This window comes from Gordonia ajococcus (assembly GCF_012974285.1).
In the GTDB taxonomy this organism is placed as follows: Bacteria; Actinomycetota; Actinomycetes; order Mycobacteriales; family Mycobacteriaceae; genus Gordonia; species Gordonia amicalis.
Genome location: NZ_CP052884.1, coordinates 3,088,036 through 3,106,750 on the forward strand (window position 1 = coordinate 3,088,036; position 18,715 = coordinate 3,106,750).

The following is an 18,715-nucleotide window of genomic DNA, read 5'->3' on the forward strand; positions in this document are numbered from 1 at the left end:
CTAAGCTGGCTGCTGTGAGCGTATCCACAGGCACCGGCTGGCAACCCGACCGCTTCCTGGACCACTACCAACTCCGCACGATCCCGCTGAGCGACGATCCGGACGGGGAATCCCCCGTCACCGCGACCCTGATCCGCCGTGCCGAGACGGGTGCGCGGATCGCGGGTCACCGCCCCGTGGCCGGCGCGGTGCTCTATGTCCACGGCTTCACCGACTACTTCTTCCACGAGCCGCTGGCCGATTTCTTCACCGACCGCGGCTATGCGTTCTATGCGATCGACCTGCGCAAATGCGGACGGTCGCGGGAGGCGCACCACACCGCCCACTTCACCACGGATCTCGCCCGCTACGACGAGGAGCTCGGCCTCGCACTGGCGCTGATCGCCGACGAGGTGGGTGCGGACACCCGCATGATCATCGCCGGACATTCGACGGGTGGCCTGATCACCGCGCTGTGGCTGGACCGGTTGCGTGAGCAGAACCCGGACCGCCACGCCCTCGTCGACGGCCTGCTGCTCAACTCACCGTGGTTCGATCTCCAGGGTGATGCCGTGCTGCGGACGCTGCCGGTGACGATGCTCATCAAGGCGATCGCCGCGGTGTCCCCGACCCGGGTGATCCCGCAGGAGCTGTCCTCGGCATATGGCGAGAGTCTCCACGAGAGTGCGTACGGCGAGTGGACCTACGACCTCGCCCTCAAACCGATGGGCGGCTTCCCCGTCACCTTCGGTTTTCTCAACGCGGTCCGCAGCGGGCAGCGTCACCTGCATCACGGTATCGACGTCGGCACACCGACGCTCGTATTACGTTCGGACAAGACACATTTCGCGAAGACCTATTCGGCGTCGACCGATCGCGCCGACGCCGTGCTCGACGTCCGGCAGATCGCCCGCTGGAGCGGATGCCTCGGGGGACGCGTGTCGACCGTCCCCATCCCCGACGCCCGCCACGACGTTTTCCTCTCTGTGACGCACGCACGTGAACAGGCCTATCGCGAGGTCGACACCTGGCTGACGCACACCATCCGTCCGGCCACCGACTCATCCGGCACCGACGCATCGGAACCCACCAGAAAAGAGAGCTTCCTATGACCGCCACGCAGGTCGTCGACCTGGCCATCATCGGCTCCGGCAGCGGCAACTCCATCCCCGACGAGCGCTACGCCGACACGACGATCGCCATCTTCGAGGAGGGGGTGTACGGCGGCACCTGTCTCAACGTCGGATGCATCCCGACCAAGATGTTCGTCTACGCGGCCGAGGTCGCCGAGGTCGCCACGCACGGCGCGCGGCTCGGCGTGCACGCCAAGGTCGACTCGGTGGACTGGCCCGGCATCGTCGAGCGCGTCTTCGGGCGGATCGACCCGATCTCCGAGGGCGGCAAGGAGTATCGCGTCGACCGGTGCGAGAACATCACCGTCTACAGCTCGCACGTGGAGTTCGACGGCCGTGACGAGGACGGCCGCTACCGTCTCGTCACCGCGGACGGCGCGACAGTTCTCGCTCGCGAGGTCGTCCTGGCCGCCGGTTCACGGCCGGTCATCCCGCCGGTCATCGCCGACTCCGGCGTGAAGTACTACACCAACAACGACGTCATGCGGCTCCCGGAGCTGCCCGAGCGGCTGATCATCGTCGGAAGCGGGTACATCGCAGCCGAATTCGCGCACGTCTTCGGCGCGCTCGGAGCCAAGGTGTCGATCATCGCCCGCGGACCCGCCCTGCTGCGCAAGCAGGATGCCGACATCTCCAACCGCTTCACGCAGGTGGCCAAGGACAAGTGGGACGTCCACCTCCACGCCGGGATCTCGGGTGCGGAGAACCTGCCCGACGGCGGCGTACGCCTACATCTCGCTGACGGGGCCCAGCTGGAGGCCGACGTCCTGCTCGTCGCGACCGGCCGAAAGCCCAACGGCGACCGCCTCAATCTGTCCTCGATCGGCGTCGAACTCGACGAGGAGGGTCGCGTGCGCTGCGACGCCCACGGCCGCACCGCCGCGCGCGGGGTCTGGACGCTCGGCGACGTCAGCTCGCCGTATCAGCTCAAGCACGTCGCCAACCACGAGGAGCGGGTGGTGCAGGCCAACCTGCTGAAGGGGTGGGACGCCGACGATCTCATCGAGTTCGACCATCGATTCGTCCCCGCAGCCGTCTTCACGCACCCGCAGATCGCTTCGGTCGGGCTGACCGAGGACGAGGCACGCGACGCCGGGTACGACATCACGGTGAAGGTCCAGGCCTACGGCGACGTCGCCTACGGCTGGGCGATGGAGGACACCACCGGGTTCTGCAAGGTGATCGCCGAACGCGGCACCGGCAAGATCCTCGGCGCGCACATCCTCGGCCCGCAGGCGCCGACCGTGATCCAGCCCGTCATCCAGGCGATGTCCTTCGGCCAGACCGCGCTCGAGGTCGCCAAAGGCCAGTACTGGATTCACCCGGCGATGCCCGAGGTCCTCGAGAACGCGCTCCTCGGCCTGGAGATCTAGAACACCGTCGACCGCAGGGCGATCTCGCTGGCGAGGGCCGCGGGGGCGTTCTGCGGGATCCAGTGGTCGACGCCGGCGAGTTCGCAGAACCGGAAATCGGAGTAGGCGTATCGGCCGCTGCCCTGCGCCTGCTCCCGGCCGAGCGCGGGGTCGGCGTCGCTCCAGAGCAGGGTCGTCGGGATCTCCACCGGCGGGCACGCCATGGTCCCCTTGATGTCGCCGACGAAGTTGGCCCGGTACCAGTTCAGCGCAGCTGTCAGCGCGCCCGGTTCACGCAACGGGGCGAGTTCGTCGGCGGTCACACCGGCGGCCCGCAGCTTCGCACCGTCGTCGGCGAGCAGCTTCTCCTCGGCGCCATCGGCGACGAAATCGAGGATGTACGAGGATCGTTCGCGCTGATCGCTCGCCGCGAGTGCGTCCCGCATCGCCGACGGATGGCCGGTGCTCGCGACCACGAGCCCGGTGAATCGGTCGGGGTACTTGCCGGCGAGGTGCCACGCGACGATGCCGCCCCAGTCGTGTCCCACGAGGATCGCGTAGCCCACCTTCAGTTCGTCGAGCACCCCGATGACGTCGGACACCAGGTGGCTGAGGTGATAGTCCTCGACGGCCGGCGGTCGCGCGCCCGGGCTGTAACCGCGCTGGTTCAGGACCAGCGTGCGCAGACCCGATTCGTGGAGTCGGGGAAGCACCGCGTCGTAGCAGGTTCCGTTGACCGGGAATCCGTGAAGCAGCAGGACCCAGGGGCCCTGATCCGGACCCCCGATCCGGACGTCGAAGGTGAGGCCGTTGACGGTCACCTGACGCTGATCTTCAGTCATTGGGCCACGATAGCGTCTGGGACCGGCCGGTGCGGTCGTCGAGTTGGTGGCGGATGACCGGCGCCGAGACCGGAGGTCCGTTCGCTATGAGATGCATCACCGCGTCGAGGTCGAGGTGCTCGCTCACCAGGTCCGCCATCGTGTCGACCTGACGTCGTCGGATCGCCTCCACCTCGGTGTCCCCGGCGACCCGGAAGTCTGCGACCCCGGCTTCGGCGGCCACCTCGGTGAGCAGCCGGCGGCGGAATGCGTCATTGGCCAGCAGTCCGTGCCAGTGTGTCCCGCGGACCGCACCTCGCACGGCCCCCTCCCGCCCGGCGGCGTCGTCGACGATCCAGGTGTTCTCCCGCGACCCGACGACGCGTCCGTGATGTATCTCGTAGCCGCCGATGGCCTCTCCCCCGCCGCCGGTGCCGGTGACCTGCCGCAACGTCTTGTCGGCCGCGAAGGCGATGTCGAGGTCGAACACGCCGAGTCCGTCGACGCGGCCACGGCCGGATTCGATCGCGTCGTCGATGGTGCGGGCCAGCATCTGGAAGCCGCCGCAGACGGCGATGATCGGGGCACCTCGTGCCGCGCGGTCGGTGACCGCGTCGGCGATTCCGCGATCGCGCATCCAGGTCAGGTCGGCGACCGTGGCACGGGTACCGGGGATCACCACCAGGTCCGCCGCGGCGACGCTACCCGGGTCGTCGACCCAGGTGACGTCGACGCCGGGTTCGCAGGCGAGCGCCTCGACATCGGTGGAGTTGGAGATCCGCGGCAACCGGATCGCGGCAACGCGGAGCCGCGCGCGTGAACGAGCCGGCTCGAGCGGGGGGCCCACCCGCCGCCCGACGGGTGCGGACAGGGAGTCCTCGGCATCGAGCCAGAGATCGTCGGCGAACGGCACGACGCCGAGTGTGGGACGACCGGTGATCGCCCGGACCTGCTGTAGTCCGGGTTCGAGAATCGTCGGGTCGCCGCGGAACTTGTTGATGACATAACCCGCGATCAGCGCCTGATCGGCGGGTTCGAGGATCGCGGTGGTACCGAACAGCGAGGCCAGGGAACCGCCGCGATCGATGTCGGTGACCAGCAGCACCGGGAGTCGTGCGGCTCGGGCGAGGCCCATGTTGGCGATGTCGCTGTCGCGGAGGTTGATCTCGGCGACCGATCCCGCGCCCTCGCAGAGAACGACGTCGAAGTCGCGGCGGAGCGCGGCGAGCTCCTCGGCGACTACTTCACGCAGCCGAGACCGCCAGGTCAGGTAGTCGCGCGCGCCGACGTCACCGGCGGGACGCCCGCGCAGCACCACGTGCGAACGACGGTCGCTGCCGGGTTTCAGCAGGACGGGATTGAAGCGCGTCGAGGGTTCGAGGCCACAGGCGAAGGCCTGCAGCGCCTGGGCGCGTCCGATCTCACCACCGTCGGGGGTGACCACGGAATTGTTCGACATGTTCTGCGCCTTGAACGGCGCGACCCGGACACCGTCGCGCGCCAGGGCACGGCACAGGCCTGCGACGACGAGACTCTTGCCGGCGTCACTGCTGGTCCCGCCAATCAGCAACGCCCCACCGAGATCGGCCACCACGACAGCGTAGTGGTGGCGTCGTTCACACGAACCACCACTCGCCTCGCAACCCGCCCACGCTGGTTACAGTGACGTCAACGCCTGCGAGGGCGTGGTCGGGAGAGCCCGTCAGGGCAGGTCGGGAACGGGGGTCGTCGGGCGTGCAGATCGTGGAACCCGGAGCGACGTTCGCCGGGTATCGCGTCATCTCTCTGCTGGGACGCGGCGGCATGGGTCAGGTCTGGCTCGTCGAACATCCGACACTGGGCCGCCGTGAGGCCCTGAAGATCATCTCGCCCAACCCCTCGGACCCGAGCTTCCACGAGCGATTCCGCAACGAGGCCCGTACCGCGGCGGCCCTCGATCATCCGGGCATCGTCACCGTCTACACCCACGGTGTGGAGAACGGCAGCCCGTGGTTCTCGATGACCTACCTCGATGGCAAGGACCTGACCGGCGCCGGTCCGATGCCCGTCGACGACGTCGTCACCATCGCCGGCCGCGTGGCCGACGCCCTCGATCACGCACACGGTCAGCGGGTCATCCACCGAGACATCAAGCCGGCGAACATCGTCGTCGCCCGCGGACCGGATGGCCGCATCAGCCGCGTGACCGTCCTCGACTTCGGCATCGCCCGCCTCGTCGACGGGAACAAGATGACGGCGACCAACCTGTTCGTGGGCACGCTGGCCTACGCCGCTCCCGAACTGCTCACCGGAGAGGCCGCGATCCCCGCCTCGGACCAGTACGCCCTGGCCTGCACCACCTTCCAGCTCCTCACCGGCAGTCAGCCGTTCCCGGGCACGACGCCGATGGCACTCATCTCCGGCCACGTGAACTCGCCCGCACCCCGGCCCTCGGACCACGATCCGGCACTGGCACACCTCGACGCGGTCTTCGCCCGGGCGCTGGCCAAACGGCCCGGCGACCGGTATGCGTCGTGCGCAGAGTTCGCGACCGCACTCGAGCAGGCAGCCGCGACCGGCCCGCGCCGAGCCGCGCCCACCACCCCGGCGCCGGCGTTTCCACCACGGGCCCAGCCACCCGCGCAGCGCTACCCCCAGACCCGGCAACCCCCTCGGACGCATCCGCTCGGCTACAACCCGCACACGCCCGCCCCGGCCTTCGCCGGCGGCTTCACCCCGCCGCCGGGGGGCCCACCCCGGCCGCAGAAGCGAACGGGATTGTTCGTGGGTGTCGGGGTGGGTGCGTTCGTCCTCGTCGTGGCGCTCGTCGTCACCGCGATCGCACTTCTCGGTTCCGACGACGCCCCCGCAAGCACGGCCTCGGGGGCGTCGACGGCCGCGAGTTCCTCGACCGGCGGATCATCCAGCACCACACCGGGTTCGGGCGGTGACTTCGAGTCCATCGCCTCCAGCGGCGACAGCACCTGCGCGGTGCGTGGCGGCGAGCTGTTCTGCTGGGGCGGGAACCAGTACGGCACGCTCGGCGACGGCTCCACGACGGACCGCTCGCGACCGGCGAAGGTGTCCGGCGTCGACGACGTGTCGGCGGTCAGCATGGGTGGCCTCGGCAAGACCTGCGCGATCGCCGCGGGTGACCTGTACTGCTGGGGCCACGGCGCGGGGCAGTCCGGCCGGCCGGTCACGCTGCCGACCAAGGTGTCCGGTCTCGGCGACGTGAGCGCGGTGTCGGTCGGCCTCACCACCTGCGCGATCAGTTCGGGTGACCTGTACTGCTGGGGGAACAACCTCAACGGGCAGACCGGCGCGGGCACCGGCGCGTCGGTCCCGGTGCCGACGCGGGTCGCTGGCCTGTCCGACGTGACGGCGGTCTCGTCCGCGCACACGACGACCTGTGCCATCGCGGCGGGATCCGCCTACTGCTGGGGCAACAACGCCGACGGGCAGGTCGGCGACGGCACCACCACCAACCGGGCGGTTCCGACGAAGCTCGACCTCGATTCCCCCACCTCGATCAGCACGAGTCTCTACTCGACCTGTGCGGTCGCCGACGGCTCGGGCGGCGCCTCGGGCACCGTCTTCTGCTGGGGGGAGAACGAGTCCGGGCAGCTCGGCGACGGCACCGAGGTCAACCGGCTGCAGCCGACGCCGATCGACGTGCGCGGCGCGACGCAGGTCTCGACCGCGGGTTACGGCGCGTGCGCCGCGGCGGGCGGTTCCGCCTACTGCTGGGGTTCGCGGAGCGCGCTTCCCGACCACGCGCCGGACCGGGTCAACGGATTGTCCGGCGTCACCGCGATCACCACCGGCTCGGCCAACGTGTGCGCCGTCGCCGGTTCCGGGATGTACTGCTGGGGACTCAACGGCAAGGGCCAGCTCGGCAACGGCACCACCACGACGAGCAACGAGCCGCAGGCCGTGCGCTTCCCCGCCTGATCAGGCGTGACCCCGGATCAGGCGTCCGGCAGGGTCAGGATCTCCGCGCCGTCCTCGGTGACCACGAGGGTGTGCTCGAACTGCGCGGTCCACTTCCGGTCCGCGGTGACGACCGTCCAGCCGTCGTCCCACATCTCCCAGGCCAGCCCGCCGAGGTTGATCATCGGCTCGATGGTGAACACCATGCCCGGTTCGAGGACGGTGTCGACGTTGGGTTCGTCGTAATGCAGCACGACGAGCCCGTTGTGGAAGGTCTCCCCGATGCCGTGACCGGTGAAGTCACGGACGACGGTGTAGCCGAAGCGGTTCGCGTACGACTCGATGACTCGTCCGACGACGTTGAGTTCGCGACCCGGCTTGACCGCCTTGATCGCCCGCTCGGTGGCGATGCGGGTGCGCTCGACGAGATCGACGACCTCCTGCTCGACGTCCCCGGCGAGGAAGGTCGCATTGGTGTCGCCGTGGACGCCGTCGATGTAGGCGGTGACGTCGATGTTGACGATGTCGCCGTCGGCGATGACGGTCGAATCCGGGATGCCGTGACAGATCACCTCGTTGAGCGACGTGCAGCACGACTTCGGGAAGTCCTTGTAGCCCAGCGTCGACGGGTAGGCGCCGTGATCGACCATGTACTCGTGGGCGATCCGGTCGAGTTCATCGGTCGTCACGCCGGGTGCGACGGCCTTGCCCGCCTCGGCGAGCGCATTGGCGGCGATCTTGCCGGCGAGGCGCATCTTCTCGATGGTCTCGGGGGTCTGCACCCATGGTTCGTGGCCCTCGGCGACCGTCGGCTTCCACACGTACTCCGGCCGCTCGATGGAGTCGGGCACGGTCCGGATCGGCGTAGGGGTACCGGGAGTCAGGGCGCTGCGAACTGGCATGCGACCACTTTATCCACCTCCACCGAAGCGGACCGGCGCGCGGACGACCCGGACGCGACAACTAAGCTCGCCCTAAGACATCCGCGCCGTTGAGCGTCGGAACCCGAATCGAAGGTGGTGGCGGTGGGCGCGTCGATCAGATCGGTGCGGGCCTGGCTGGTGGTGGTCCTCACCGCGTTGACCGTCTCGGCGTGCTTCGTCACCCCGATCGAACAGGACCGGCACTCCCCCGGAGCCCACCTGCGCAACGGCCCACAGACGGCTGTCCTCGACGACACCGACGTGACACCCGTCGAGGACGACCCGACCTCGACGCTGCCGGTCACCGTCGACTCGGTGCGCTACGGACCGGTCACCGTCACCGACACCAGCCGGATCATCGCCGCCGACATCAGCGGAACCCTCGGCAGCATCGTCTTCGCGCTCGGTCTGGGCTCCCACGTCGTCGGCCGCGACACCTCGACGGCGTTCCCGTCCGCGGTCGGTCTCCCCGTGGTGACCAACCGCGGCCACAGCCTCAACGCCGAATCCGTTCTGGCGCTTGCGCCGACGCTCCTGCTGGTCAGCGAATCGACGGTCCCGGCGACCGCGGTGGATCAGATCCGCGACTCCGGTGTCACCGTGGTGGTCTTCCCCGCCATCCGCGACCTCGCGTCCAACGACACGTTGATGCGGTCGGTCGCCAAGGCGCTCGGTGTCGCCGCGGCCGGTGAGAAGCTCGTCGAACGCACCGATACACAGATCGAGGCGGCCCGCGATCTCGTCCCCGACCCCTCCGGCGACCCGACGATGGCGTTTCTCTACATCCGCGGCCGCAATCTCCTGCTCCTCGCGGGACCCGGTTCGGGCGCCGATGATCTGATCGCCGAACTACGTGGCCGGGATGCCGGCGAGGCCGCGCAGCTCACCGGCGCCTTCACCGCCATCACCGCGGAGGCGATGATCACCGCCGACCCGGACGTCCTGATCGTCATGACACAGGGCGCGGACACGGTCGGCGGTCCGGACGGAGTGCTCACCCTTCCCGGAGTCGCCGACACCGAGGCCGGTCGCAACCGCCGCGTCGTGCAGATCGACGAGAGCAAGATCCTCGCCTTCGGCCCCGACGTCGGCCTGGTGCTCGCGGCCCTGGCGAAGGCGATCTACACGTGAGCGTCCAGACCGCCGACCCCACGACCGCGCCGCCCATCGGCCGCTCGCACCGGGTCCGCAACCTCACCGTGGTGGTCGTGATGCTGATCGCCACCGCGACGCTGGCGATCGTCTCCGCCGGAATCGGTCAGGTGGAGATCCCGCCGCTGGAGGTCCTCGGCAGCATCGCCCACCACTTCCATCTCGAGATCGGGCCGCTGCCCTCGCACCCCAACGGTGAGGGAGCACTGTGGAACGTGCGGTTCCCGCGGATCGTGCTCGGACTCTTCGTCGGTGCCGCCCTCGGCGCTGCGGGTTGTCTGTTGCAGGGCGTACTGGCCAATCCCCTCGCCGAACCCAGCATCATCGGGGTGTCCTCCGGGTCGGCCGTCGGCGCCTGCCTGGTCATCGTCCTGGCCGGCGGCACGGCGGGAGTCGGTGGGGCCGGGGGGAATTGGGCGCTGGCCGGGGCCGCCTTCCTCTTCGGTCTCGTCACGGCCGCCGCGGTCTACCTCCTCTCGCTGCGCGACGGATCGTCGTCGGCGATCATGCTGGTGCTCACCGGCATCGCGGTGAACGCCTTCGCCGCGGGCGTCATCGCCTTCCTGACCTTCGTCGCCTCCACCGCCGCCCGCGAGCAGATCATCTTCTGGCAGCTGGGATCGCTGGCCGGCCGCACCTGGAGCGAGATCTGGGTGGTGGCACCGCTGGTCATCGGAGGTGTTGCCGCCTGCGCACTGCTCGTCCACAAACTCGACCTCCTCGCCCTCGGCGAGATCCAGGCGGCGTCCCTGGGCGTCAACGTGGAATCCGTTCGACGCCAGGCCATCGTGCTGACCGCGGTCCTCACCGCCGCGGCCGTCGCCTTCGCCGGCATCATCGCCTTCGTCGGCCTGGTCGTCCCACACGTGATGCGGCTGATCGTCGGACCCAAACACTCCATCCTGCTGCCCACCAGCGTGATCGGCGGCGCACTCGTCATCACCGGCGCCGATCTCGCGGCCCGCACGATGCTCGGCGACGCCGATCTCCCCCTCGGCATGTTCACCTCGCTGATCGGCGGGCCCGTCTTCTTCATCCTGCTGCGCCGCAGTCGTCACGCGGGAGCCGGCTGGTGACCGCCGCACGTGCCGTCGGTACGCCGGGGATCGCGGCCGAGGACATCCGCGTCGAGCTCGGCGGGCGAGAGGTCGTGCGCGGCGTCTCCCTCGAGGTCCATCCCGGCGAGCTCGTCGCGCTGGTCGGGCCCAACGGGTGCGGCAAGTCGACGCTGCTGTCGGTGTTGTCAGGTACGCGCCGCCCGCACAGTGGCCGCGTGACGATCGACGGCCGGAACGTCGCCACCACCTCGTTGCGAGAGCTCGCGCGTCATCGCACTGTGGTCACCCAACAGAACCGGGTGGACACCCCGTTCACCGTCGCCGAGGTCGTCGCCATGGGGCGCTACCCCTGGCTGCGGACCCCGAAGGCCGCCGACTCCCCCGCGGTCATCGCCGACGCCGTCGACCTGTGCGAACTCGCCGACATCGTCGACCGGCCCTTCGCCCAGCTGTCCGGCGGGCAACAGGCGCGGGTGTCGCTGGCGCGGGCACTGGCCCAGGACACGCCGGTCATGATGCTCGACGAGCCGACCGCCGCACTCGACATCCACCATCAGGAACAGGTCCTCGAGATCCTGCGCGTTCATCGCGACGCCGGAAACGCCGTGCTGCTCGTGGTGCACGACCTGACCCTCGCCGCCGCCTACGCCGACCGGGTGGCAGTCATGAAGCACGGGGAGCTGCTGGCTGTCGGCCCCACCGACGAGGTGATGACCGCCGAGCTGTTGAGCCGTACCTACGACCATCCGGTCGAGGTCATCGACCACGGCGGCCGCCGGGTGATCCTGCCCGAACGCCGTTAGGGCGTGCGCACCGCGTAGCCCGGCCCCAGCCCGTCGAAGAAGTCACGGGTGACGGCGACGGCGTTGTTCGAGTCGCCACCACGGACCACGAGGGTCGCGAAGGCGATGTCGCCGCGGTACCCCGCGAACCAGGCGTGCGATCCGCCGTCGAACTCGGCTTCACCGGTTTTCCCGAAGACCGCTCCGCGACCGTCGATCACCGACGCGGTACCGCTGGTGATCACCGCCCGCATCATCGGCCGCAGTTGCTGATAGACCTCGGGCGGCATCGTCGGGGTCGGGCCCTCGATCTCGGTCGGTTTGTCCAGGATCAGTTGCGGCACCGGGGTCTTGACCCCGTTGGCGACGGTCGCCGCGACGAGCGCCAACCCCAGCGGCGACACCAGGTCCTTGCCCTGACCGAAGCCGGCCTCGCTGCGGGCGACGAGTTCGTTCTCGATGGGCACCGACCCGGACACGGCGTCGAGTCCGGCGATCGTGTATTTCTGACCGATTCCCATCGCGGCGGCGGCGTGCGCCAGGTCCGACGGGCCCATCCGACTCGCCAGCTTGGCGAACGTGGTGTTGCACGACGCGGCGAACGCCTGCAGCATCGACACCGAACCGAGCGCGAAGCCGTTGTAGTTCGGGATCAGGCGCGGGCCGATCTGGATCTCCCCCGGGCAGCCCACGACGGTGTCGGGAGTCGCCAGCTTGTGGTTGATCGCCGCGGCGGCGGTGACCATTTTGAACGTCGATCCGGGCGGGTACAGGCCGGTCGTCGCGATCGGGCCCTGGGTGTCCGCGGCGGGGTTCTGCGCGACGGCGAGGATGCGGCCCGTGGACGGCTGCACGACGACCATCGCGACCTGGAATCTGTTGGAGGCGTTGACCGCTCGCTGCGCCGCGTTCTGCACGGTCCGCGACAGGCTGAGCGACACCGCGGGCGACGGGTCGGGGTCGTGGTCGGCGAGCACGGCGGCGTCGAGTCCGTTGGGGTTCACCGAGACCACGCGCCAGCCGGCACGGCCGGAGACCTCGCCGTCGACGACCTTCTTGACCTCGGTCAGCAGCGCCGGCGCGAACTTGGGGTCCTTGGGAACCAGCTCGGCCTGTTCGTTGGTGACGACACCGGGGATCGCGAGCTGGTCGCGGAGCCGGTCGAACTGGGCGTGCGACAGGCGGGCCAGCGGATACTGCCGGCGACTCGAGGTGACCTGTTCGGTGATCAGCTGTTCGTCGAGATCCGGGTTGAACCGGCGCAGCACGCCCACCGCGCTCGTGACCGAGGTCGCCACCGAAGCACCCTGCTCGGTGGCCTTCCCGGCATCGAAGTTCACGCCGACGACGGTGCCGTTGACCATGACCTCCGAACCGTCGGCCTCGTTGACCGTCGCCCGCGGCGCCTCGATGATCTGCAGCGAGAGGCGTTGATCGGCGCCGAGTTTCGGGTGGATCGCGGTCGACGCCCAACGCACCGCCCAGCCGGCGTCGGATCGGCCCATGCGCAGGGTCGCGTCGTAGGACCAGTCCCGTCCGCGCGGGAGCGTCCACGTGTAGCCGACCTGCACCTCGGCCGTGTCACCGGTGACGCGTACCCGACCGGCCTTCGCCTCGAGTTCTTCGGCGGCCAGTCCCGACCACGCCGACTCCATCGCCGACCGCGAGGTCTGTGGCACGTCGGTGAGGGCGGCGGCCGAGTCGAGTTCCTGTTGCGAGTACGCCTCGAGGAATCGTTCAGCGGCCCGGCGCGGACCGTCGTCCTCCGACGAGGAACAGGCGGCGGTGGCGGCGATCACGACAGCACAGACCGCGACGATCACCGCCGGGGTCCATCGAGTTCTCGTGCGCCACATCGCGGTCGAGTCTATGGCTGCGACGCACCGATCCCCGGTAGCCACGCGGGAGGTCTCGCTGTGACCTGAGACGGGATCGGATCAGTCGACGAGGACGGTGGCGAACGTGCCGACCTCGGTGAACCCGATGCGGTCGTACACCGCTCGAGCCGTCTCGTTGAAGCTGTTGACGTACAGGCTGGGGAGTCGCCCGTGGGCGGCAACCGCCTCGGCGACCGCGGCGGTGCCGCCCAGGCCGAGACCCTCGCCGCGTCGTTCCGGCGACACCCACACGCCCTGGATCTGGCCGACCCGCCGGGACAGCGACCCGATCTCCGCCTTGAACACGACGTCGGGGCCGTCGAAACGCGCGAAGACCCGTTGTGCCGAGATGAGCGAGGACAGTCGTCTGCGGTACGAGCGCCCGCCGTCGCCGGCGGTGGGATCGACGCCGACCTCGCCGATGAACATGTCGATCGCGGCCGGCATGTAGGCGTCGAGGTCATCGAGGGTTACCAGCCGGACGGCCGGATCCGACGGGACCGCCGGGCATCCGGACAGAACCAGCAGCGGCTGGACCGGCCGCACCTCGCGCGCCGGCCCCCACACGGGTTCGATCTGCTGCCACATCGGCAGCACGAGGTCGGCCCGGCCGACGATCGACGAGCAGGCACGAGGTGCGGCGACCGCGCGGTCGGAGAAGTGGTCGAGGTCGTCCGGGGACCCGATCAGCGGGATCAGGTTGGCGCCGGAGAAGCACAGCGATGTCGACGGGTCCTGTGCGGTCCAGAGCTCCCCGCCGAGCAGCCGCGGGTTGATGCCGTGCGTCTCGAACCTCGCGGCGACCATGCACATCGCGACCGGATCGGACATGAGCACGCGTTCGACGGCAGCCGCATCACGCGCGCCGAGCGGTTTGTCGCCCAGTAGCTTCAGCACCACCGCTCCTCACTTCCCTGACAGGGGACTCGCGCAGCGCCTGTTCGGTCCGAGAAGTAGGGCCTAGGAGACGGTGACCACAGGTGGGCCGACGTGCGTGCCGTCTCCAGTTTCCCCTGTTTCCTCGGCGATCCGCAGCGCTTCTTCGATCAAGGTCTCCACGATCTGCGCCTCCGGGACGGTCTTGATGACCTCGCCCTTGACGAAGATCTGTCCCTTGCCGTTTCCGGAGGCGACGCCCAGGTCTGCCTCGCGGGCCTCACCCGGCCCGTTCACCACGCAGCCCATGACCGCGACGCGCAGCGGGACCTCCATGCCCTCGAGACCGGCGGTCACCTCATCGGCCAGCTTGTAGACGTCGACCTGGGCGCGGCCGCACGACGGACAGGACACGATCTCGAGCTTGCGGGGACGCAGGTTGAGCGACTGCAGGATCTGATCGCCGACCTTGATCTCCTCGGCCGGCGGCGCCGACAGCGACACCCGGATGGTGTCGCCGATGCCCTCACTCAGCAACGCGCCGAAGGCAACTGCGGACTTGATGGTGCCCTGGAACGCCGGACCGGCCTCGGTGACGCCGAGGTGCAGCGGGTAGTCGCACTGGGCGGCCAGCTGGCGGTAGGCCTCGACCATGATCACCGGGTCGTTGTGCTTGACCGAGATCTTGATGTCGCCGAAGCCGTGCTCCTCGAACAGGCTCGCCTCCCACAGCGCCGACTCGACGAGCGCCTCGGGCGTCGCCTTGCCGTATTTCTGCAGGATGCGCTTGTCGAGGGAACCCGCGTTGACGCCGATGCGGATCGGGATGCCGGCCTCGCCCGCGGCCTTCGCGACCTCTTTCACGCGGCCGTCGAATTCCTTGATGTTGCCCGGGTTCACGCGCACCGCCGCGCAGCCGGCGTCGATCGCGGCGAAGATGTACTTCGGCTGGAAGTGGATGTCGGCGATGACCGGGATCTTGGACTTCTTGGCGATGATCGGCAGCGCCTCGGCGTCCTCGGGTCGCGGGCACGCCACGCGCACGATGTCGCAGCCGGACGCGGTCAGCTCGGCGATCTGCTGCAGGGTCGCGTTGATGTCGTGCGTCTTCGTGGTCGTCATCGACTGCACCGAGATCGGGTGGTCGCTGCCGACGCCGACGGAGCCGACGAACAGTTGCCGGGTCTTGCGGCGCGGAGCCAGCACCGGCGGGGGTCCGGCCGGCATGCCGAGTCCGATCGGCACGGCGTTGGCAGGAGTCGGGGCGTTCATCTGATTCACCTCTGTGATTCGGGTGTGGGCTGTCGGGTCTCTGCTGGGGATTCGTTGTGGGAGGTCACCACGGATTGATCGGGTTGATGATGTCGGCGGTGAGCGTGAGCACCATGAAACCGGCCATCACCACCACCGCGGCGTAGGTGATCGGGAGCAGTTTGTAGTAGTCGACGGCGGCGCCGGGGGCCCGTCCGAACCAGCGACGAACGGTGTCGCGGCCCTTCTCGTAGCCGACGATCGCCATGTGTCCGCCGTCGAGCGGGAGCAGCGGGACCAGATTGAACAGGCCGAGGAAGAAGTTGATGCTGATCAGCAGCATCCAGAACATGTCCCACAGGCCCCGTTCGACCGCCTGGCCGCCGAGCACCGAGGCGCCGTAGACGCTGACCGGGGTGTCGAGGGCGCGTTCGCCACCGGTCACCGCGGTCCAGAGTGCGCCGATCTTGGTGGGCAGCGACAGGAGCGCGTTCCAGGTCTCCTTGATCAGGTCGCCGGTGAAGACGAAGGCGCCCGGGATGACGTCGAAGCCGCTGAAGTCCTTGATCGCCGGTGGGGCGTCGTAGGCGATGCCGACCATGTTGTAGTTGACGGTCTCGGTCGTGCCATCGGACCGGGTCGCGGTCACCGTGACCGGTTCGGGGGTCATGGTCAGCTCGAGTCGTTCGCCGCCGCGGTCGACGGTCAGCACGACCGGGCCCTTCGATTCCCGGATGACCGGGGTCAGGTCGGAGGCCTGGCCGACGGGCTGTCCGTTGACGGCCACGATCTCGTCCCCGGGCCGCAGGCCCGCCGCTGCCGCGGGACCGCCGCCGGTGCACGGCGAGTTGGTCTGCTCACCGCTGGAGATGGTGATCGTCGACGACACGCACTGGGTCTCGGCGACCTTGGCCGGGGTCGGCGGCGGGCTGAGATCGGGCAGTCCGAAACTCAGGCCGACGATGATGATCAGGACGAAACCGAGGATGAAGTTCTGCGCGGGACCGGCGAACAGGACGACGAGGCGTTTCCAGGCCTTCTGCTTGTACATCGCCCGGTCTTGCTCGTCGGCGGCGAGCTCCTCGTGCGGGGTCATGCCCGCGATGTCACAGAAGCCGCCGAGTGGGATCGCCTTGAGTCCGTATTCGGTCTCGCCGCGGCGAGTGGACCAGATCGTGGGTCCGAAGCCGACGAAGTAGCGACGCACCTTCATGCCGGTGGCCTGTGCGGCCCACATGTGACCGCACTCATGCCAGGCCACCGACAGCAACAGCGCCACCGCGAAGAGCGTGACACCGATCGCGAAACTCACGTACTCACTCCATCCAGCTACACAGCGGCCGCGACCAGCTGAGCTGCGCGTTCCCGGGCCCACCGATCGGCGGCGAAGACCTCCTCCACAGTACCTGGCGCGACACGCCACTGGTCTGCCTCGCCGAGCACCTCACCGATGATCCCGACGATGCGCGGGAATCGGATCGCACCTGCGAAGAAGCCCTCGGCGGCGGCCTCGTTGGCCGCGTTGTACACCGCTGTCAGACTCCCCCCGCCCCGTCCGGCCGTCCGGGCGAGCTCGATCGCCGGGAACACCTTGTCGTCGACGGGTTCGAACGTCCACGCGGAGGCGGTGGAGAAATCGCAGGCGGTCGACGCCCCGGGTACGCGATCCGGCCAGCCCAGCGCCAGCGCGATGGGCAGTTTCATCGAGGGCGGGGAGACCTTGGCGACGGTCGCACCGTCGACGAAGGTCACCATCGAGTGCACGATCGACTGCGGATGGACGGTCACGTCGATGTGGTCGTAGTCGACGCCGAAGAGGAGATGCGCTTCGACGACCTCCAGGGCCTTGTTGACCAGCGTCGCCGAGTTGAGAGTGATCATCGGACCCATGGACCAGGTCGGATGGCGGCCGGCCTGCTCGGGGGTGACCTCCTCGAGCTGTTCTGCGCTCCATCCGCGGAACGGTCCGCCCGACGCGGTGAGGACCAGTCGGTCCACCTCGGCGGCGGTTCCGGCGCGCAGGCACTGGGCGATCGCCGAGTGTTCCGAGTCCACCGGCACGATCTGTCCGGGCGCCGCCGCGTCGAGGACCAGCGACCCGCCGGCGACGAGCGACTCCTTGTTCGCGAGCGCGAGGCGCGCGCCCGTCCGGAGCACGGCGAGCGAGGGTGCCAGGCCGATCGATCCGACGACGGCGTTCAACACGACGTCGACGCCGGTCTCCGCGGTGACGGCGTCGACGAGGTCGCACATGGCGTCTGGCCCGCCGAGCACGGGCGCCCCGAGACGCTCCGACAGTTCGGAGGCGCGGGCGGCGTCGGCCACGGCCAACCCCGCGGCGGGGACGCCGAAGGCAGCGGCCTGTTCGGCCAGTCGGTCGAGATTTCCGCCGCCCGCACCGAGGCCGACGACCTCGAAGCGATCGGGATGTTCCGCGATCACCTCGAGCGCCTGGACGCCGATGGAACCGGTGGAGCCGAGGATCAACACACGTGTGGGCACGTATCCATTGTGTCAGCCGGTCGGGTGCACCTTCCGCCAGTGCTCCGCTGGATGGACCTGCCGCCAGTGGTCGGCGATGTCGATGCGTCGGGTGATCCAGACGTCGTCGTGGGACTGGATGTGATCGAGGAACCGTTCCAGTGCGGCCAGTCGTGCCGGCCGGCCGACGAGCCGGCAGTGCAGTCCGACCGACAGCATCTTCGGCGCCCCCTCGACGCCCTCCCGGTAGAGCACGTCGAAGGCATCGCGCAGATGCGCGAAGAACTGCTCACCCGACGGGAATCCGCCGGGTGAGGCGAACCGCATGTCGTTGGTGTCGAGTGTGTAGGGCACGACGAGGTGATCGACGAGTTCGTCGCCGCGCGGGACCTTCACCCAGTAGGGCAGGTCGTCGGCGTAACTGTCGGAGTCGTAGGTGAATCCGCCCTGCTCGACGACGAGCCGCCGGGTGTTCGGCGAATCCCGGCCGGTGTACCAGCCGCGGGGTCGTTCGCCGGTGATCTCGGTCAGCAGTTCGATGCCGGCCCGCATGTGCTCGCGCTCGACCTCGGGGTCGATGAGCTGGTAGTTGAGCCATCGGTATCCGTGACAGGCGATCTCGTCGCCGCGCTCGACGAAGGCGGCCGCCACCTCGGGGTTGCGGGCCATCGCCTGGGACACCGCGAAGATCGTCAGCGGCAGCCCGCGGCGCGAGAACGTCCGCAGGACGCGCCACACCCCGGCCCGCGACCCGTACTCGTACATGCTCTCCATGCTCATGTGCCGGTTCGGGAACGCCTGAGCACCGACCATCTCCGACAGGAACGTCTCACTGCCGCGGTCGTTCTCGAGGACGTTGTTCTCGCCACCCTCCTCGTAGTTGAGCACGAACTGGACGGCGATCTTCGCGCCGTCGGGCCACTGCGGGTCCGGTGGCGTGGAACCGTATCCGACCATGTCGCGGGGATAGTTCTCGGTGCGGAAGTCGGCGAGGGAACGGCCCGCGCTCGGGCCCGCGCGGAAGTCGGACGAAGCCATGAGCCGCATTCTGTCATCGAATCACCGACCGGGCTCGGTCTCCGAGATCACTGTGCCGCTATGCTGATCGGGAACTACTA

Annotated in this window: 15 protein-coding genes; 6 read left to right on the forward strand and 9 right to left on the reverse strand. The window is 69.1% G+C overall.

The genetic code is table 11. The features are described 5' to 3' along the window. Positions 1–14 precede the first annotated feature (14 nt). Together GAA2_RS13965 and mtr are read left to right on the forward strand one after the other, a co-directional pair. On the forward strand, positions 15–1,091 hold the full coding sequence (locus GAA2_RS13965) for an alpha/beta hydrolase (RefSeq protein ID WP_024498424.1): 1,077 nt from the start codon (positions 15–17) through the stop codon (positions 1,089–1,091). Beyond that, positions 1,088–2,485: a mycothione reductase gene (gene mtr, locus GAA2_RS13970; RefSeq protein WP_024498423.1), complete on the forward strand. Its 1,398-nt coding sequence runs from the start codon at positions 1,088–1,090 to the stop codon at positions 2,483–2,485. Before GAA2_RS13965 ends, mtr begins: the two co-directional genes overlap by 4 nt. Here mtr and GAA2_RS13975 read toward each other — a convergent pair. Both GAA2_RS13975 and GAA2_RS13980 read right to left on the reverse strand, forming a co-directional pair. Then, entirely contained in the window at positions 2,482–3,285 is an 804-nt protein-coding gene (locus tag GAA2_RS13975) for an alpha/beta fold hydrolase (RefSeq protein WP_006436386.1), read from the reverse strand. The genes mtr and GAA2_RS13975 overlap by 4 nt on opposite strands. A 13-nt stretch (positions 3,286–3,298) precedes the next feature. Continuing rightward, on the reverse strand, positions 3,299–4,876 hold the full coding sequence (locus GAA2_RS13980; protein ID WP_024498422.1) for a cobyric acid synthase: 1,578 nt from the start codon (positions 4,874–4,876) through the stop codon (positions 3,299–3,301). Between the two features lie 143 nt (positions 4,877–5,019). Here GAA2_RS13980 and GAA2_RS13985 point away from each other — a divergent pair, with 143 nt between their 5' ends. Further along, a complete protein-coding gene (locus GAA2_RS13985; RefSeq protein WP_024498421.1) occupies positions 5,020–7,218 on the forward strand; it encodes a protein kinase domain-containing protein in 2,199 nt (732 codons plus the stop codon). 17 nt (positions 7,219–7,235) lie between these two features. Here the strand turns inward: GAA2_RS13985 and map are convergent, their stop codons facing one another. After that, positions 7,236–8,099, reverse strand: coding sequence for a type I methionyl aminopeptidase (map, locus tag GAA2_RS13990; RefSeq protein ID WP_006436382.1), 864 nt, complete (start codon positions 8,097–8,099; stop codon positions 7,236–7,238). Between the two features lie 144 nt (positions 8,100–8,243). Here map and GAA2_RS13995 point away from each other — a divergent pair, with 144 nt between their 5' ends. Genes GAA2_RS13995 through GAA2_RS14005 form a run of 3 tightly spaced genes read left to right on the forward strand, consistent with a single transcriptional unit; the run spans position 8,244 to position 11,133 of the window. After that, on the forward strand, positions 8,244–9,251 hold the full coding sequence (locus GAA2_RS13995; RefSeq protein WP_024498420.1) for a hemin ABC transporter substrate-binding protein: 1,008 nt from the start codon (positions 8,244–8,246) through the stop codon (positions 9,249–9,251). Next, positions 9,248–10,348: a FecCD family ABC transporter permease gene (locus tag GAA2_RS14000; protein ID WP_024498419.1), complete on the forward strand. Its 1,101-nt coding sequence runs from the start codon at positions 9,248–9,250 to the stop codon at positions 10,346–10,348. Before GAA2_RS13995 ends, GAA2_RS14000 begins: the two co-directional genes overlap by 4 nt. Next, positions 10,345–11,133, forward strand: coding sequence for a heme ABC transporter ATP-binding protein (locus GAA2_RS14005; protein ID WP_024498418.1), 789 nt, complete (start codon positions 10,345–10,347; stop codon positions 11,131–11,133). Before GAA2_RS14000 ends, GAA2_RS14005 begins: the two co-directional genes overlap by 4 nt. Here the strand turns inward: GAA2_RS14005 and GAA2_RS14010 are convergent. The 6 genes from GAA2_RS14010 to puuE all read right to left on the reverse strand — a co-directional run bounded on the left by GAA2_RS14010 (position 11,130) and on the right by puuE (position 18,644). Further along, the gene (locus GAA2_RS14010) at positions 11,130–12,968 is read right to left on the reverse strand and encodes a penicillin-binding transpeptidase domain-containing protein (RefSeq protein ID WP_035760350.1); all 1,839 of its coding nucleotides are present in this window, start codon (positions 12,966–12,968) and stop codon (positions 11,130–11,132) included. The genes GAA2_RS14005 and GAA2_RS14010 overlap by 4 nt on opposite strands. An 81-nt stretch (positions 12,969–13,049) precedes the next feature. After that, positions 13,050–13,886 (reverse strand): GNAT family N-acetyltransferase, encoded by an 837-nt coding sequence (locus GAA2_RS14015; protein ID WP_024498416.1) that lies wholly within the window; start codon positions 13,884–13,886, stop codon positions 13,050–13,052. A gap of 63 nt (positions 13,887–13,949) precedes the next feature. After that, positions 13,950–15,137: a flavodoxin-dependent (E)-4-hydroxy-3-methylbut-2-enyl-diphosphate synthase gene (ispG, locus tag GAA2_RS14020; protein WP_006436376.1), complete on the reverse strand. Its 1,188-nt coding sequence runs from the start codon at positions 15,135–15,137 to the stop codon at positions 13,950–13,952. A gap of 64 nt (positions 15,138–15,201) precedes the next feature. Continuing rightward, positions 15,202–16,428: a M50 family metallopeptidase gene (locus GAA2_RS14025; protein WP_024498415.1), complete on the reverse strand. Its 1,227-nt coding sequence runs from the start codon at positions 16,426–16,428 to the stop codon at positions 15,202–15,204. 17 nt (positions 16,429–16,445) lie between these two features. Then, positions 16,446–17,618, reverse strand: a complete 1,173-nt coding sequence (gene dxr, locus GAA2_RS14030) for a 1-deoxy-D-xylulose-5-phosphate reductoisomerase (protein ID WP_035760349.1) — start codon at positions 17,616–17,618, stop codon at positions 16,446–16,448. A gap of 12 nt (positions 17,619–17,630) precedes the next feature. After that, positions 17,631–18,644, reverse strand: coding sequence for an allantoinase PuuE (gene puuE, locus GAA2_RS14035; protein WP_024498414.1), 1,014 nt, complete (start codon positions 18,642–18,644; stop codon positions 17,631–17,633). Positions 18,645–18,715: the final 71 nt, after the last annotated feature.